We start from the raw sequence: 15,422 nt of genomic DNA on the forward strand, positions 1-15,422 counted from the left end.
CGAAACAGAGGACCGTGGCATCCTGTGTCTGTCATGCCAGACAATTCGCTCGCCAGTGCCCAATGGGGCTCCACCCCGAACCCTCGGCTGGCCGGCGCGCGCCCCCAGGTCCCCGCCGCTGATCAGACGCTGCGGATCCTCTCGCTGCTCGCCCGACAACCGGGCCCGATCGCGGCACGCACGATCGCGACGCAGCTGGGCGTGCCGCGTTCGAGCGTCTACCATCTGCTGGCCACCCTCGAGGAGCACGGCTTCGTCGTGCATCTTCCGGCGGAGCGCCGCTGGGGGCTGGGAACGGCGGCGTTCGAGCTCGCCGGCGGCTACACACGGCAGCAGCCGCTCGCCCACCTCGGCCGGACGCTGATCGCCGCGCTTGCGGACCGCGCCGGCGAAAGCGCGCACCTCGCCGTGATGACCGGACGCGACGTGCTCTATCTCGTCGAGGAGCGCGCGCCGCGCCGGCCCGCCCTCGTGACGGACGTGGGGGTCCGCCTTCCCGCGCACCTCACCGCGTCGGGGCGCTCCATGCTCGCGGCGCTGCCGCGCGAGCAGGTGCGGGCGCTGTATCCGGATGCCGCCTCCTTCGCCGACCGTACCGGCCGGGGTCCCGCTCGCCCGGGTGAGCTGCGCGATCTGCTCCGTGAGGTCCGCGGTCGCGGCTACGCGCTTGAGGACGGTGAGGTGACGCTGGGCCTCGCGTCGGTGGGGGTCGCCGTGCTCGATCACATCGGGTGGCCGATCGCGGCGATCGCGGTGACCTATCCGACCGATTCCGCCCGGGATGCCGGCACACTCGCGGCGCATCTCGCTCCGGTCGCGAGCGAGCTCGGGCGACGGATCGGAGGTGCGCGACGCTGACGCCGCGCACCCGCGGATCGCCCTAGCCAGTGAAGTGGGCGAGCATCCTGCCGACGACCTCGGCGCGGGCGGTCTCGGACTCGAGCTGTTCCAGGCCGAATCCGAAGAGGAGCGTATCCGCCGTTGCGATCGCGCTGTGGAAAGCTCCTTCCACCGTGATGCGGGTGAACTCGCCCGTGTTGCCGGGGCTTCCTTCCGGGGCCGGCAGCACGACCCACGGCTCCGTCCCTTCCTCGAACCCCTGCGCCTGCGTCGCCGCGCCGTTCACGACGAGCTTCGTGTCGTCCACCATCAGGCCGATTTCGCCGGTGAACGGGTCGCTCACAGAGCTGACGACCACCTCGACGTCCTGGCCCGCGTACGCACTGAGGTCGAACGACACCGGGATCCATCCGCCCGACGAGCCGGTGAAGGAGTTCCATTCGCCGGTCGTGCCGGTGGGCTCGCACGCCGCATCACCGACGGTGAGGTAGTGGGCGAGCTGCGGATGCTCCTCGACGAGGAAGCCGACCTCGCATTCGGCCGGGACCTCCGCCGTGCTGGCACCGCCGAGGTCCGGCAGCGTCGTCCACTGCTCCGTACCGACGGGGCGCACCTCGACGATCACGTGGTCGTAGCCGAGCTCGGTCGAGTACGAGAACTGCGCGTCGAAGGTCGCGGTTCCGCCCGGCTCCAGCTCGGGCACCTCGTACGTGCGCGACAGCCGCTGATAGCCGTCGTCGACGTGCGCGGCGAACATCGACCAGAGCCCCTCCACCGGGATGAACGGACCCGACGGATTCTGGTACTGCGCGACCGCCCAGCTCTCGAACTGCGGGAACTGGTCGACTGGGAGCGCGTCGCTGGTCACCGTGAACTCGCCGGCCTCATCGACCGGGTTGTCCTCGGTGGCCGGCCCGCCGAAGAGAGCGTCGAGGCCGTCCAGTGGCGCGGCTGTGCCCGTGATTCCGTCGGCGCCGACCCGGGTGCGGTCATAGGCTCCGAGCCAGTACTGGGTGAAGTCATCGGCCAGCAGCAGACAATCCGAGAAGAAGTCCGCCGTGACCACGCAATCCTGGTCGGGGGCACCGTCGAGTCCGTAGTAGATGCCGCCGAGCGCTCCGGCGAGCTGTCCGTAGTAGCCCGTCGTCTCACCGGCGAGCGCCAGCTTTCCGCCCTCGTTGAGGTAGTCCCGGATCGCGATGGTCAGGTACTGCTGGCGTTCCGCGACCGACAGCTCCTCCAGTGGGCCGAAGGCGAACGTATCCGTCAGCACATCCTCCGGATCCTGGGTGAGCCGGTTGTCGCCGAGGTACCACAGCACGGCGTCGTAGTGGCTCAGCACCCCGAGATCATGCGGGATGCCGCTCGCGTCGACGTCCCAGACGTCCGGCGTCACACCGTTCGCCTCGAGTGCGGCGACATGCTCGTCGAGGTACTTCGGGCCGTCGCCTCGAGGGGATTCCTCGGGGTTCACGCCCGTGTAGTCCTCGTTCGCGACGATCAGCACCGTGTTTCCGGTGTCCTGCGCGACCTGGTAGGTGAAGTGCTCGCTCTCGATCTTCTTCAGCGTGCGGTTGCTGACCAGATCGCGCACGGACGGGATGCCGGAGAACCAGACCTCGACACGGTCCCCTGCCTTCGTTCCCTTCACGACCCCGCGGTACTCCGCGTAGTAGTCGACGTTCTCGCCTCCGTACCGTTCGCCGCCCTTCCACTCCTTCACCGGTGAGATCCGCAGCGGACCGTCGTTCACGCGATAGCTCATGAACTTCGCGAGCACGTCGCGCTTGGCCCACACCGCCACGGTCTGCGGATCGCCGTAGGACACCGAGAAGGTGTCGACCCGGAAGTCCTCGGCATCCCGACCGACGACCGAGACGGGGTCGTTGGGGTCCTTCGCCGACTCGGCGACCGCGAGCGCGAACGGGATGTTCTTCTCGAACTCCGCCTGGATCAGTCCCTCGTCATCGGGGAAGTTGAAACCGCTCTCGCAATCCTCCGCCTCCCATTCGTCGCCGTCGATCGCGTTCGACGCGGATTCGCAGGTGCCCATCTCGGGAGTGAAGCCGAGCGTGCCGTACGCCTCCTGCGCGTGCGAATCCGTGTCGCCGTTCGTCGTGTACAGCTCCGCGGAGATGTCCGGGTCGTAGCCGGCGATCGCGGGGTTCTGGTCGTCACCGACCATCGCCTCGTAGATCACGTCGTCCGGGGAGGGTGTGGCGACCTGCCAGCCGATGCCGTGCAGCAGCAGCTCGGCGGCCGAGTGGTAGTTGACCATGAACTCCGGCGTGAGCTTTGCGAACAGCGCGTCCAAGGCCTGCGTCTCGGGCTCCGATGAGGGCGAGGGACCCCGGTAGGTCTCACTGGCCGGGTCCGGCGAGGACCCCTCGTTGTCGTAGCCCCAGCGCGTCGGGTAGTTGCGGTTGAGATCCACGCCGTCGCCCGGCGTGATCTGGCCGTCTCCGTCGTTGTCGCGGAGGTTCTTACGCCAGAGACGCTGTCCCTCGGTGAAGGTGAAGTCGTAGCCATCGGGGTTCGCCACGGGCACGAACCACAGCTCGGTGCTGTCGAGGATGCGCTTGACGCGCGCTTCGGTGGCGGAGGAGTTCACGTAGTAGTCGAGCAGTCGACGCACCATCTCGGGCGTGATCCACTCGCGGGCGTGCTGCGCTCCGACGTACACGGTGGTCGGACGCTTTCCGTCCTTGGTCTTCGCGACGTTCTTGGTCAGACGGACCGCGCCGATGTCCTGCCCCTGGACGGTCTGTCCGATTACCCGGAACTCGGCGATCTTCGGGTTCGCCGCGGCGGTCGTCATCAGCTCCTCGAGGATGCCGCCATCGCCGCTGTAGGTGCGGAAGACCCCGTCGCCCGCCTCCAGCGATCTGCGCTGCGCCGAGGGCTCCTTCGCTTCCAGCGCTGTTCCCTCCTCCGCGAGCTGCGCCGCCTGGTCACCGCTGAGGATCACTTGCACTTCGACCTGGCCTGCGGCATCCGAACTCGGAGTCGTGACGAGTTCGTGCCGATCGACGCCCAGACCGGCGAGGGCATTCAGTCCCTCCACGCCCACGGTCCCGGTGTATACGGCGAGCCGGTCCGGCTCACCGGCGGGAGGCGGCGGACTGGCCACACTCGGCGTGGCGACGAGCGCTGTCAGAACGAGGGCGGCGGTGGTGGCTACGGCAAGCTGACGGAACATGCGTACTCCCTGGTAGCGCGATGCCTGCGTGCCCGGAGGAGTCGATCGATCGGCCCCGGGGGGTGGCGCGAGCGAATGGCCCTCATGTTCCACCCCCGAGCGCGGGGTCGTCAAGGGTCAGTTCTGACGGACGATGAGGCGCGGCTCGACCAGCACATGCGCCGGCGGTGTGTCGCGGTCTCGCAGCGAGACCGCCGATCCGGTCGGACCCATCAGGCGGTCGAGCACCGCGGCCGCGACGAGCTCCGGCGACTGCTCGATGCTCGAGATCCCGAGGGCCTCGGCCACGGGAGTGTTGTCGAAGCCGATGACCGGCAGGTCACGCCGACCCGCGTCGGAGGCGGCGAGGTGCGCAGCGACCGCGTGCGAGTCGCTGACGCACACCAGAGCATCCAGGTCCCGCAGCGTGTCCGGCGCGGCGAAGACCGCGGACATCACCTCGCGCGCACGCGCGAGCCCCTCGATCGCCTCGAAGCGCGGGCCGACGGCCGCGGCATCCGTCATCGCCGCACGCCAGCCGCGTTCGCGGTCATCTCCCGTGCCGTTGTCCGGCGGCCAGCCGAAGAAGCCGACCCGGAACCCGGCCGTCTCGATCGCATGCGCCGTCGCCGCCCGGGTGCCGGCGGCGCCGTCCACGTCTACCCAGGTGTGCGCGGAACTGTACACGTCGTCGCCGCCCCACGGCCGGCCGAACGACACGAACGGTACGTTGCGCTGCAGGAGCCAGCCGGTGCGCGGGTCGCCGAAGAACGTGCCGGTGATCACGACCGCGTCGATTTCAGCACCGTCGACGAGGTCGCCGAGGCGGGCGATCTCCTCATCCGCACTGCGGGCGCTGTAGATCAGAACGCGCATGCCCCGCTCACTGGCCCGTTCACTGAGGGCGTGCACGAAGCGGTCGAGAATGACGCCGGAGATTCCGCCCGAGTAGGGATCCAGGTGGACGCCGATCGTCGAGCTGCGCCGGGTGCGCAGGCGGCGGGCCGCAGCGTGCGGACGGTACGCGAGATCCGCGATCGCCTGCTGCACCCGTTCGCGGGTCTCGTCACGGACGATTCCGGGCGAATTGAGGACGTTCGAGACGGTCTGCCGCGAGACACCCGCCATGCGCGCGACGTCTTCGACGGTCGGCGGCTTCCCCATGAGTCTCCCCCGTGTCATCAGGCATCGGAACGTTCAAATGTCATCGCATCGTACAGCGCAAGGGGTTGACAGCGTCGCGGCGCGGCCCATACCGTTCGTCATAAGCGACCGGTTTGATCGTTCAAAGTTTGGAACGATCAAACCATGGGTCAGGTGACCTCGCTCCCCCTGAGGTCACCGCAGTGTTTATCAAAGGAGACGAACATGACGAGGAAGACGCGCGTGCTGGCGGGTGCCGGCGCGCTCGCCGTTGCCGGTGCGATGGTGCTGAGTGGATGCGGCGGTTCGGGTTTCGACGACTCGGGCGACTCCGGCGGTGAGGGCGGGCTCACGTCTTCCGACGACGCGCTCAGCATCCTGATCGGTTCGAGCGGCGAGGCCGAAACGGCGGCGGTCGAAGACGCGGTCGCGGCGTGGTCGGACGAGTCCGGCGTGAAGGCGGAGGTCTCGGTGGCGAACGACCTGCCGCAGCAGCTGTCGCAGGGCTTTGCCGGCGGCTCACCGCCGGATCTGTTCTACCTGGCTCCCGAGGCCCTCGCGGGATACGCAGGCAACGGTTCACTCGTGGCCTACGGCGACCAGCTGGAGAACAAGGACGACTTCTACCCGTCGCTCGTGGAGAACTTCACCCTCGACGGCGACTTCTATTGTGCTCCCAAGGACTTCTCGACGCTCGCGCTCATCATCAACACGGATCTGTGGGCTGCGGCGGGCCTCACGGAAGCGGACATTCCGGCGACGTGGGAAGACCTGACGGCCGTGACCCAGAAGCTCACGACGGCCGACACGGTGGGCCTCGCATTCGGCCCGGAGTACCAGCGGGTGGGCACCTTCATGGCGCAGGCCGGCGGTGGCCTCGTAGTGGACGGTGAGCCCGTGGCCGACAGTGCCGAGAACGTCGAGGCTCTCGACTACGTGCAGGCACGTCTGCAGGACGGAACGTTCGCCTATTCGACGGACATCGGTGCGAGCTGGGGCGGCGAAGCGTTCGGCAAGCAGCTGGCCGCGATGGTCATCGAGGGCAACTGGATAACCGGCGCGATGAGCGCTGACTTCCCGGATGTGGCGTACACCGTCGCCGAGCTGCCGGCCGGCCCCGCGGGCCAGGGCACTCTGCAGTTCACGAACTGCTGGGGCATGTCCGCAGACAGCCCCAACCAAGAGGCCGCACTCAGCCTGGTCGAGTTCCTCACCTCCACCGAGCAGCAACTGACGTTCTCGAAGGCGTTCGGTCCGATGCCGTCGATCCAGTCCGCGGCAGATGCGTGGACCGAGGCGAACCCCGACCAGGGCGCGTTCCTGACGGGGGCGGACTACGCGCAGTTCCCGCCCACCGGCGAGGGTGCCACCGACGTCATCGCGGACTTCAACGCCCAGCTCGAGTCGCTCAAGGACGGGAATCCGCAGGAGATCCTGGACTCAGTGCAGACGAACCTCGAGGCAGTGGCCGGCTGACATGACCACCCAGGTCACCGCCCCTCGCCGCCCGAGGTCCTCCGGGATCCGCCGCGGCGAGGGGGTCGCCGGATGGCTCTTCACCGCGCCGATCATCGTCATCCTCGGCGTCTTCCTCTTCATCCCCGTGCTCATGGCACTGTGGGTGAGCTTCTCCGACTGGTCTGGACGCGGCAGCCCGCTGTCTGCGAATGTGGCATTCGTCGGCCTCGACAACTACGCCGCCGTCACCACCGGAGGTGGGCTGGCCGAGCGCAACTTCGGCATCGCGCTGCGAAACAACGCCTGGTATGTGCTGCTCGTGGTTCCGCTGCAGACCATCCTCGCGCTGTTCCTCGCCTCGCTGGTCAGCCGAGCCATCCTGCGCGGACGCGGCTTCTTCCGCACCGCGTTCTACTTCCCGTCGGTGACCAGCTCCGTGGCGATCACGGTGCTGTGGTTGTTCCTGTTCTCCACGACGGGCGTCATCAACGAGGTGCTCTCGTGGGTAGGGATCAACGGACCCAACTGGTTCGCCGACCCCCGCGGGATCGTCCACGTCGCGCTCGGCAGCGTCGGCCTGCGGGCGGGTCCCGAAGCCCTCACCAGCAGTGGCTTCCTCGGGATCTCCTGGTGGGAGTGGCTGGCCGGTCCGTCGGTGGCCATGAGCGCGTTCATCCTGATGGCGATCTTCACCACGAGCGGAACGATGATGCTGCTGTTCATCGCCGCCCTGCAGAACGTGGGCGTCGAACTCGGCGAGGCCGGGATGATGGACGGCGCCACCGGATGGCAGCGCTTCTGGCACATCACGCTCCCCCAGCTGCGCCCCACCCTGTTCACGGTGCTCACGCTGGGGCTCATCGGATGCTGGCAGGTCTTCGATCAGATCTACACCGGCACACAGGGCGGCCCTGCAAAGACGACCGTGACACCGGCGTACCTGTCCTACCAGGCCGCGTTCATCAACCAGGACTGGGGGCAAGGGTCGGCGATCGCGTTCATCCTGTTCCTGATCATCATCTTCTTCGCCATCGTCCAGCGGTGGGTCCTGCGGGACCGACCGGTGTCCAAACGGCGAGCGCGGCAGTATCAGGTGAAGGGAAAGACATCATGACCGTCACCGCGGCCGGCGACACAGCCGTCGTCGCCCCAGAGGCGCCGCCGAAGCGGACCCGCACGTGGTCCCCTCGCGCGCGATGGGGTCAGATCCTCCTTTACGCCATCCTGATCGCGCTCGCGATCATCTACATCTACCCGTTCCTTGTACAGGTCGCGACGTCGTTCAAGACGGATGCCGAGGCCACTGCCGACCCGATCTCGCTGATCCCCAGCGTGTTCTCGCTGGCGGCGTACGAGCGCCTGTTCACACGCAGCGACTTCCCGCTGTGGGCGCTGAACTCGGCGATCGTCACGATCTGCGTGACGCTGGGGCGCGTATTCTTCGTGTCCCTCGCCGGCTACGCACTGGCGCGGCTGAAATTCCGCGGACGAGGTGTCATCTTCGCTCTGGTCGTCGCGGTGATGGCGGTGCCCGGGGTCGTGCTGCTCATCCCGAAGTTCCTCGTGTTGAACCAGATCGGCATCTACGACTCGTACATGGGCATGATCCTGCCGCTTCTCGTGGATGCCGCCGGCGTCTTCATCATGAAGAACTTCTTCGAATCCATCCCGGTGGCGATCGAGGAGCAGGCGCGCATCGATGGCGCGGGCACGTTCCGGGTCTTCTGGTCGATCGTTCTTCCGATGGCGCGTCCGGCGCTCATCACGATCGTGATCCTGTCGTTCCAGGGGTCGTGGAACGAGTTGAGCCACTTCATCGTCTCCACCCAGTCACCCGAGCTCACGACGCTGACCAAGGGCGTCGCCGCACTGGCGTCGGGTCAGCTCGGGCAGGGAAACCAGTACCCGCTGAAGCTCGCGGCGGCCGCGATCATGACGATTCCGGTGGCGGTGATGTTCTTCATCTTCCAGAAGAAGATCATGAGCACCGCCGAAGGGGCGCTGAAGGGATGACCGAACAGACGCCCGGAGTCGGCGCCTGGGGACGCCAGCCGTTTCTCCACGACGGCGTGGTCGCCTTGCGTGCCCCCACCCAGGTGTGGTCCCGCACGGATGGCGAAGTGGGCCCCGGTGCGATCGACGGGATCTACCACGGCGACACCCGCTTCATCCGGACCGTGTCGATGTCCCTGACCGGCGGGGACGTCGAGTCCCTCGGGGTATCCACGCACGGGTCATCGCACGTCGTCTTCGAAGGCCTGCTCCGCGGACTCGACGACGTGAGCGCCGACCCGAAGGTGCGGCTCGTTCGCGAGCGCACGGTCGAGGGCGGAGCAATCAGCGAGAAGATCACGATCACGTCGCACCTCGACGACCCCTTGGGTGCGGACATCAACCTCACCGTGCTGCCCGAGTTCTCGCCCATGCACGCTGTGAAGGCGGGAATGCCGGAATCGCGCAGGTGGGAGGCCCGCACGACTGGTGTGGGATCGGTCCTGCTCACGGCGGGAGCCCAACGGATCGAGCTCGAAACGGACGGGAGCCTTCGTGTCGAGGACCCGGACCAGGTGGATCGCGGCGTCGTCGTCACCTGGGCGGTCCGGATTCCGCCCCGCAGCACAGCGACGGTCGCGTGGGGGGCGCGACTGGTCGACGACGCGATGGTTGTGCGATCCGCGAGCGTTGCCGTGCGACCAGCGGTGGCGGAGTCGTCGAGCGACGATCGCGCCGACCGATGGCTCGCGACCGCGCTCGCCGATCTGGACGCTCTGCGCCTCGCGCTGCCCGATCACCCCGAGGACGAGTTCTACGCAGCGGGCGCGCCGTGGTTCTTCACACTGTTCGGCCGCGACTCGCTGTGGGCGGCGCGGCTGGCACTTTCCGCGAACCCGACGCTCGCGGCATCCACTCTCCGTGTCCTTGCACGGCGACAGGGCCGCCGGCTCGATCCGGCCACCGCAGAAGAACCGGGCAAGATGCTGCACGAGCTGCGGGCCGAGGCGTTCGTCGTACCCGGTGAGGGCTTCTCGTTGCCGCCGATCTACTACGGCTCCGTTGATGCCACCGCACTGTGGGTGGGTCTGTTCGCTGACACGGTCGACGCGGGGATGCCGGAGGCGGAGGTGCGGGAACTCCTGCCGGCGATGCGGGAGTGTCTGGCGTGGATCATGGGCCACGGCGACGAGTTCCTGTCCTATTACGACCGCTCCGGCCGCGGCCTGACCAACCAGGGCTGGAAGGACTCAGGCGATTCCATCCAGTGGCGCGACGGCACTCTCGCGGAAGGCCCCATCGCGCTCTGTGAAGTGCAGGGCTACGCATACGAGGCCGTGATGGCCGGCGCCCGCATGCTGGATGCCTACGGCCAGGAGGGGGGCGACGTCGCCCGCGAGTGGGGCGCCCGCCTACGGAGACGATTCGCCGATCGCTTCTGGGTGACCACCCCCGAGGGCCACTACCCCGCCATTGCGTTGGACGCCCACGGACACGGTGTCGACACGCTCACCAGCAACATCGGGCATCTGCTGGGCACCGGCATCCTCGATCCGGACCAGGAACGCGCCGTCGCCGTGCTGCTGACCGGGCCCAGCATGCTGTCCGGATTCGGCATCCGCACGATGTCGACGGGCGCCCGCGGGTACTGGCCGCTCAGCTACCACGGCGGCAGTGTGTGGATCCACGACACCGCGATCATCGCGCGCGGCATGCATCGGGCGGGCCTGGCCGAGGCCGCCGGGACAGTGGTGGAGGACATGCTCGCTGCCGCAGCGGGTTTCGGCTATCGGGTACCGGAACTGCACGGCGGTGATCCGGCCGCTGCGGGGGGCAGCGGCAAGGACGCCACCTCCGTCCCTGTCCCCTACCCGGCCGCATGCCGCCCGCAGGCGTGGTCGGCGGCGGCGGCGGTCACGACGGACGAGATCTTGACGGCAGCGCAGCGCGAGTCCGCTTGACCCGGACGCTCGACGTCATCGACACCCTCGGTCATCCCCGCGCGATGACCTCGCCGTGCGGCATGAGCAGCCAACCATCGGGCGAAGCCGCCCAGGTGCGCCATCCTTCGGCGATGCGGGCAAGGCCGGAGCGGTCCGTCACACCCAGCGACAGCGCGTTCGCGGCGAACGACGACGAGAGGGCCCGCTCGGCCCACAACGAGCCCCACCACTCGCGGTCCTCGTCGCTCTCGAACAGCCACAGCGAGGCGGTGGCTGTCACGTCCGTGAACCCCGCCGCGCGAGCCCAGGCCTTCAGGTGGCGTCCGGCTGCAGGATCCCCGCTCGTCCCACGATGGACCCGCAGATACACGTCCAGCCACAGGTCCAGGGCGGGCACGCGCGGGTACCAGATCACGCCCTCGTAGTCGACATCACGGACGGCGACCACTCCTTCCGGCGAAACCACGCGCCGGAACTCGCGGAGCGCGTCCACCGGCCGAGTGAGGTGCTGCAGCACTTGATGCGCGTGCACCACGTCGACGCTGTCATCTGCGGCGGCCAGGGCGTACGCATCGCCGACCTCGAACGAGAGGTTGAGCAGACCGCGCTGGGCACGCAGCCCCTCTGCCTTCGTCACGATCTCGGCGGCGGCATCCAGCCCGACCACTCGTCCCGGAGCGACGCGCTCGGCCAGGTCCGCCGTGATCGTTCCGGGGCCCGCTCCGACGTCGAGAACGGTGCAGCCGGAGTGCAGGTGGGGCAGCAGGTAGGCGGCGGAATTGTCAGCCGTGCGCCACTCATGCGAACGCAGAACGCTCTCGTGGTGGCCGTGCGTGTAGGCGTCGGGGGTCACGTTCCCGACCCTAGCGCTGCGCGCGGGGCGCTGCGCGCGGGGCGGTTCGACGCGGGCGCGGCTGAAGAACGGTCGATCACACGACGGTCGTGACCGTCCCGCCGGTCAGCGCGACGAGCTCGTCGAAGGTCATCGGGAAGACCGTGTGCGGCGTTCCGCCGGCGGCCCATATCTGGTCGAACGCGGCGAGATCCTCATCGATGACGGTGGGCAGCGGGGAGGGATGCCCTGTGGGGGCGACGCCGCCGATCGCCTGGCCGGTCGCGTCCCGGACCTGCTCGGCGCTCGCGCGGCGGATGCTGTCCCGTCCGAGCCGCTCGGCAAGGGCCGCGGTGTCCACGCGGTGCGCGCCGCTGGTCATGACCAGCAGCGGTTCGCCGTCGGACCAGAAGACGAGGCTGTTCGCGATGGCGCCGACCTGTACCCCGAGCGCGGCGGCGGCGAGCGGGGCGGTGGAGGCGGCATCCGGAAGCACGACGATATCGCCCGTGATGCCGGCGGCGCGGAGGGCGTCGTGGACGATACGACTGCGGGTGGGGAGCTGATCGGTCACCCGACCAGCCTAGGCAGTCCCGGCGAGGTGATCAGAGGCGCTCGAACAGGCCGATGATGTTCCCTTCACTGTCTTCGAACCACGCCGAGCGCTCCCCGGCCATCTCCGCCACCCCGTCGACGGTCTTCAAGCCCGGAAAGTCGTACTCGAGGAATTCCACGCCGTTCGCACGCAGCGAGGCCATGTCGGAGGTCAGGTCCTTGGTCGCCATGCCGAACACCGTGTTCTTGGCCGTTCCGGCGAAACCGGAACGGTAGACCATGAGCGGTACTCCCGCGAGCCGGTAGATGACCGTCTCGGCGTCCTCCTGGATCTCCTCGGGTGTCAATCCCAGCACGCCCTCGTAGAACGACCGGGCACGGGCCAGATCGGATGCCGCGACCACGGCGACACCCTGCGCATCTTCGAACATGACTGTCCCCCTCTTCCTTCTGTCGATTCGGGTCCTTCTGGCGCAGACGGTACTCCGCTCGATGGGCCCCCGGTAGAGACGCGGCGGACGGCCGGCACGCCGTCGGCGGGTCGCGGCAGATCTCTTCGCGACCTCACTCGCTCGCACAGCCTGGTGTGGATTAGCCCGCGCTGGTGGCGTTCATTGCGCAGTTTGCTGAACATCGAGCGGGGACGTTGAACGATCGGCTCAGCGATGGTGCAATGGGGGTGGATGTGCGCCGTTGCCATCCGCACGCCTCCGCCCGGTTCCCACGAAGACACCGCGCGGCTGATCGACGAGGACCATCATGTCTGCGACCCTGCCTCTTCCCGATTTTCAGCACGAACGCGTCGAGACCCTCACCGGTCGACGCAGCGGGCTCTTCATCGCCGTCGCGCTGCATTCCTCGGTGCTGGGCTCAGCGCTGGGTGGTGCGCGCCTGTGGAGCTACCCGCACTGGAGCGACGCGCTCGGCGATGCGCTGCGTCTGTCCGCCGCCATGACCCTGAAGAACGCGGCGGCGGGGCTGGATGCCGGAGGCGGCAAGTCGGTGATCGCCCTGCCTTCGAGCACCCTGCTCGACGCCGATCGTCGACGCGGAGCCTTTCTCGACCTCGGTGATGCGGTCGAGTCACTGGACGGCCGGTACCGCACCGCGGAGGACGTCGGGTCGACCACCGAAGACATGCTGACCGTCAGCGAGCGCACGCGCCACGTCGTGGGTCTTCCGGAGGCCGGCGGCGGCTCCGGCGAGCCGGCCGGGCCGACCAGCCTCGGCGTGTACGAATCGCTGCGCGCCACACTCGAACGCATCACCGGCTCGGCGAACGTGGCCGGCCGTCGCATCACGATCTCAGGCTTGGGCCAGGTGGGCAGTCGGCTGGCCGTGCGCTTGAGCACGGAGGGCGCGCGGCTGACCGTCACGGACGTCAACCCCGCGAAGCGGGATCTTGCGTTGCAGCTCGGCGCCGATTGGATCGCTCCCGGCGAGGAGCACCTCGTGCCGGCCGACGTCTTCGTCCCCGCCGGCATCGGCGGACTTCTCACCGGCGAGGTCATCGACGCGCTCGAGGCGCGTGCCGTCTGCGGACCGGCGAACAACCCTTTGGCCGATCATTCGGGCGCCGAGCGACTGGCTGCCCGCGGCATCCTGTACGCCCCCGACTTCGTCGTGAACGCGGGTGGCGTGATCTACCTCGACCTAGAAGCGAAGCAGTGGGGTTCGCGGGACGAGACGATGGCGCGCGTCGCAGCGATCGGCGACACGGTCCGCCGCGTCTTCGACGAAGCGGAGTCGCGCGGAGTCACGCCGCTCGAGGCCGCAGAAGGCCTCGCCGCGGAGCGCCTGGCGGCGGGTTCGAGTCAGCACGCGTTGGCCGGCTGAGGTACCCCGCCGGGCCTAGAAGGGCGGTGGATCGCCGTCGGGAACGAATCGCAGCGTCGGGGCCGGGATGTCGATGTAGGTCAGGCCGCTCGGGCTGGTCCATTCGAGCGTGCCGGCGCCGAGCTGCCGGACCTGCCAGTCGGTCGCGTGTTTCAACGTGTGATGTCGCTTGCAGATGTGCGCGAGATTTCCTTCGCTGGTCTCGCCGCCGAGCGCGGCGTCATGAGAGTGGTCGATATCGCACCGCCAGGCCGGTTGCCGGCATCCGGGGAACCGACAGTGCTCGTCGCGGACCCGTAGGGCGCGCTCCAGGTCTTTCGTCGGTCGGTAGCGATCCACCGCCAGGACCGCCCCGGTGACCGGGTGCGTCATGACGCGGTCCCAGCCCGGGGCGTTAGCGGCGAGCCGGCGGGCGGTATCCGGATCGATCGGGCCGTAACCGGCGAGGTGGGCACCCTCATCGTGCACGCCCGCGAGCGTGAGCACGGGAACCGTGACCTGCACGTGCGCCCGAATCGCATCGACACCCTCACCTGCCGCGACCGGGGCGCCGGCCAGCATCATGTCGGCGAAGATGTCGGCGCGGCGCTGGTCCAGTGTGCGGTCGTCGGTGCACGGCACGCCCGCGGCGGCATCTGAACCCGCCGCGTCCGTGGCTCGTGCCGCCGCAGCGTCGGCACGAGCCATCTGTGTCACGCGGTCGAACATGCCGTGCGCGAGCACCGCGGGCTGGACGGTGACCAGTTCGGCCATGTCGTCCTCGAGCTCGCGGAGGAACACGCCCCGGCGCGCTCGGGCCGACCGATGTCGTTCGGCGATCGAGACGGGCTGCGCGCTCTCGGCGATCGCGCGCACGATCGACCGCAGCCGACCGGGCGTTTCGACTTCGGCGCGATCCAGCGCCGCCAGCTCGAATTCCGCTCGGGATGAGTCATCCTCGATCGAGCATCCGGCCTCCACGATCACGCCGGCGTGCATCCGGGTGATGCGCCCTTCGGCCAGCGCCGCGAAGGTGCGGGTGAATCGCATCAGCAGCGTTGTCCCTTCCGACATCCGCCGCTGCACTGTCCGCTCGGTGACCCGCAGCGCCGCCGCGATCTCGGCGGTGGTCTCCCGCAACGGCATCTCCCGATCCCGCCGCGCCGCATCGGGCAACCGGGCTGAGCGCAATTCGACGAGCTCGGTCGCCGCCGCGTACAGCGTCGCCTGATGAGCCTGCAACGCCCCGATCTGCGCCTCGGTGGCGACCATGCTGAAGATCAGACTGCGAAGCATCACCCGCACGGACTCGACCGGATCGACGGCCGGTGGATCGTCCAGATCGACGCTTGTCATGCTTCCATTTTGGCCGGGGCCTCCGACATTGAAGACGCGACTGCCCCTGGGAGAAAGCGCCCTTGACCACCCGGCGGGGAGCCCCAAACGACACGTGTCTCGCGACATTGAGACATATGTCGCGACTCATCACGTGAGTAGGCCTGAGGGGCTCGTCCACACCCAGGAGTTCGAGTCGCCGCACGCATCAACGCCAGAAGCCCCCGACAAGCGGGGGCTTCTGACTTTGGTGGACCTGAGGGGACTCGAACCCCTGACCCCCTCGATGCGAACGAGGTGCGCTACCAGCTGCGCCACAGGCCCTGAACCT

General features: G+C 68.5%; 12 protein-coding genes and 1 tRNA gene. 6 read left to right on the forward strand and 7 right to left on the reverse strand.

Annotated features, from left to right (window positions below; genetic code table 11):
* Positions 1-24 precede the first annotated feature (24 nt).
* Positions 25-858 (forward strand): IclR family transcriptional regulator, encoded by an 834-nt coding sequence (locus ABD655_RS12505; RefSeq protein WP_378721126.1) that lies wholly within the window; start codon positions 25-27, stop codon positions 856-858.
* 22 nt (positions 859-880) lie between these two features.
* On the opposite strand, the gene ABD655_RS12510 is transcribed toward ABD655_RS12505, so the two are convergent.
* Both ABD655_RS12510 and ABD655_RS12515 read right to left on the reverse strand, forming a co-directional pair.
* On the reverse strand, positions 881-4,039 hold the full coding sequence (locus ABD655_RS12510) for a M14 family metallopeptidase (protein ID WP_344714389.1): 3,159 nt from the start codon (positions 4,037-4,039) through the stop codon (positions 881-883).
* A 117-nt stretch (positions 4,040-4,156) separates the two neighbouring features.
* Complete coding sequence (locus ABD655_RS12515) at positions 4,157-5,182, reverse strand: LacI family DNA-binding transcriptional regulator (protein WP_344714391.1); 1,026 nt, start codon at positions 5,180-5,182, stop codon at positions 4,157-4,159.
* Between the two features lie 204 nt (positions 5,183-5,386).
* On the opposite strand from ABD655_RS12515, the gene ABD655_RS12520 reads away from it, so the two are divergent.
* From ABD655_RS12520 to ABD655_RS12535, 4 genes are read left to right on the forward strand one after another with little or no spacing between them, the layout of a single operon-like run.
* Complete coding sequence (locus tag ABD655_RS12520) at positions 5,387-6,637, forward strand: sugar ABC transporter substrate-binding protein (protein ID WP_344714392.1); 1,251 nt, start codon at positions 5,387-5,389, stop codon at positions 6,635-6,637.
* 1 nt (position 6,638) lies between these two features.
* The gene (locus ABD655_RS12525) at positions 6,639-7,733 is read left to right on the forward strand and encodes a carbohydrate ABC transporter permease (RefSeq protein WP_344714394.1); all 1,095 of its coding nucleotides are present in this window, start codon (positions 6,639-6,641) and stop codon (positions 7,731-7,733) included.
* Positions 7,730-8,632, forward strand: a complete 903-nt coding sequence (locus tag ABD655_RS12530; protein WP_344714396.1) for a carbohydrate ABC transporter permease — start codon at positions 7,730-7,732, stop codon at positions 8,630-8,632. Before ABD655_RS12525 ends, ABD655_RS12530 begins: the two co-directional genes overlap by 4 nt.
* Complete coding sequence (locus ABD655_RS12535) at positions 8,629-10,572, forward strand: glycogen debranching N-terminal domain-containing protein (protein WP_344714398.1); 1,944 nt, start codon at positions 8,629-8,631, stop codon at positions 10,570-10,572. The genes ABD655_RS12530 and ABD655_RS12535 overlap by 4 nt, the downstream gene beginning before the upstream one ends.
* Positions 10,573-10,603: 31 nt before the next feature.
* On the opposite strand, the gene ABD655_RS12540 is transcribed toward ABD655_RS12535, so the two are convergent.
* The 3 genes from ABD655_RS12540 to ABD655_RS12550 form a co-directional block, all read right to left on the reverse strand.
* A complete protein-coding gene (locus ABD655_RS12540; protein WP_344714399.1) occupies positions 10,604-11,407 on the reverse strand; it encodes a class I SAM-dependent methyltransferase in 804 nt (267 codons plus the stop codon).
* A gap of 76 nt (positions 11,408-11,483) precedes the next feature.
* Positions 11,484-11,960 carry a YbaK/EbsC family protein gene (locus ABD655_RS12545; protein WP_344714401.1) on the reverse strand — a complete coding sequence of 159 codons (477 nt, stop codon included), beginning with the start codon at positions 11,958-11,960 and terminating at the stop codon, positions 11,484-11,486.
* Between the two features lie 31 nt (positions 11,961-11,991).
* Positions 11,992-12,372 carry a VOC family protein gene (locus tag ABD655_RS12550; protein ID WP_344714403.1) on the reverse strand — a complete coding sequence of 127 codons (381 nt, stop codon included), beginning with the start codon at positions 12,370-12,372 and terminating at the stop codon, positions 11,992-11,994.
* A gap of 328 nt (positions 12,373-12,700) precedes the next feature.
* Here ABD655_RS12550 and ABD655_RS12555 point away from each other — a divergent pair, with 328 nt between their 5' ends.
* Positions 12,701-13,777, forward strand: a complete 1,077-nt coding sequence (locus tag ABD655_RS12555) for a Glu/Leu/Phe/Val dehydrogenase family protein (protein ID WP_344714404.1) — start codon at positions 12,701-12,703, stop codon at positions 13,775-13,777.
* Between the two features lie 15 nt (positions 13,778-13,792).
* Here the strand turns inward: ABD655_RS12555 and ABD655_RS12560 are convergent, their stop codons facing one another.
* Both ABD655_RS12560 and ABD655_RS12565 read right to left on the reverse strand, forming a co-directional pair.
* Positions 13,793-15,112, reverse strand: coding sequence for an HNH endonuclease signature motif containing protein (locus ABD655_RS12560; RefSeq protein ID WP_344714406.1), 1,320 nt, complete (start codon positions 15,110-15,112; stop codon positions 13,793-13,795).
* A 227-nt stretch (positions 15,113-15,339) separates the two neighbouring features.
* Positions 15,340-15,415, reverse strand: a tRNA-Ala gene (locus tag ABD655_RS12565).
* Positions 15,416-15,422 lie beyond the last annotated feature (7 nt).

Source organism: Microbacterium terregens, from assembly GCF_039534975.1.
In the GTDB taxonomy this organism is placed as follows: Bacteria; Actinomycetota; Actinomycetes; order Actinomycetales; family Microbacteriaceae; genus Microbacterium; species Microbacterium terregens.

Excerpts from the sequence above, each read along its gene's own strand:
- ABD655_RS12510 (WP_344714389.1), bottom strand. The coding sequence starts at position 4,039 with ATGTTCCGTCAGCTTGCCGTAGCCACCACCGCCGCCCTCGTTCTGACA.
- ABD655_RS12515 (WP_344714391.1), bottom strand. The coding sequence starts at position 5,182 with ATGGGGAAGCCGCCGACCGTCGAAGACGTCGCGCGCATGGCGGGTGTC.
- ABD655_RS12520 (WP_344714392.1), top strand. The coding sequence starts at position 5,387 with ATGACGAGGAAGACGCGCGTGCTGGCGGGTGCCGGCGCGCTCGCCGTT.
- ABD655_RS12525 (WP_344714394.1), top strand. The coding sequence starts at position 6,639 with ATGACCACCCAGGTCACCGCCCCTCGCCGCCCGAGGTCCTCCGGGATC.
- ABD655_RS12530 (WP_344714396.1), top strand. The coding sequence starts at position 7,730 with ATGACCGTCACCGCGGCCGGCGACACAGCCGTCGTCGCCCCAGAGGCG.
- ABD655_RS12535 (WP_344714398.1), top strand. The coding sequence starts at position 8,629 with ATGACCGAACAGACGCCCGGAGTCGGCGCCTGGGGACGCCAGCCGTTT.
- ABD655_RS12550 (WP_344714403.1), bottom strand. The coding sequence starts at position 12,372 with ATGTTCGAAGATGCGCAGGGTGTCGCCGTGGTCGCGGCATCCGATCTG.
- ABD655_RS12555 (WP_344714404.1), top strand. The coding sequence starts at position 12,701 with ATGTCTGCGACCCTGCCTCTTCCCGATTTTCAGCACGAACGCGTCGAG.
- ABD655_RS12560 (WP_344714406.1), bottom strand. The coding sequence starts at position 15,112 with ATGACAAGCGTCGATCTGGACGATCCACCGGCCGTCGATCCGGTCGAG.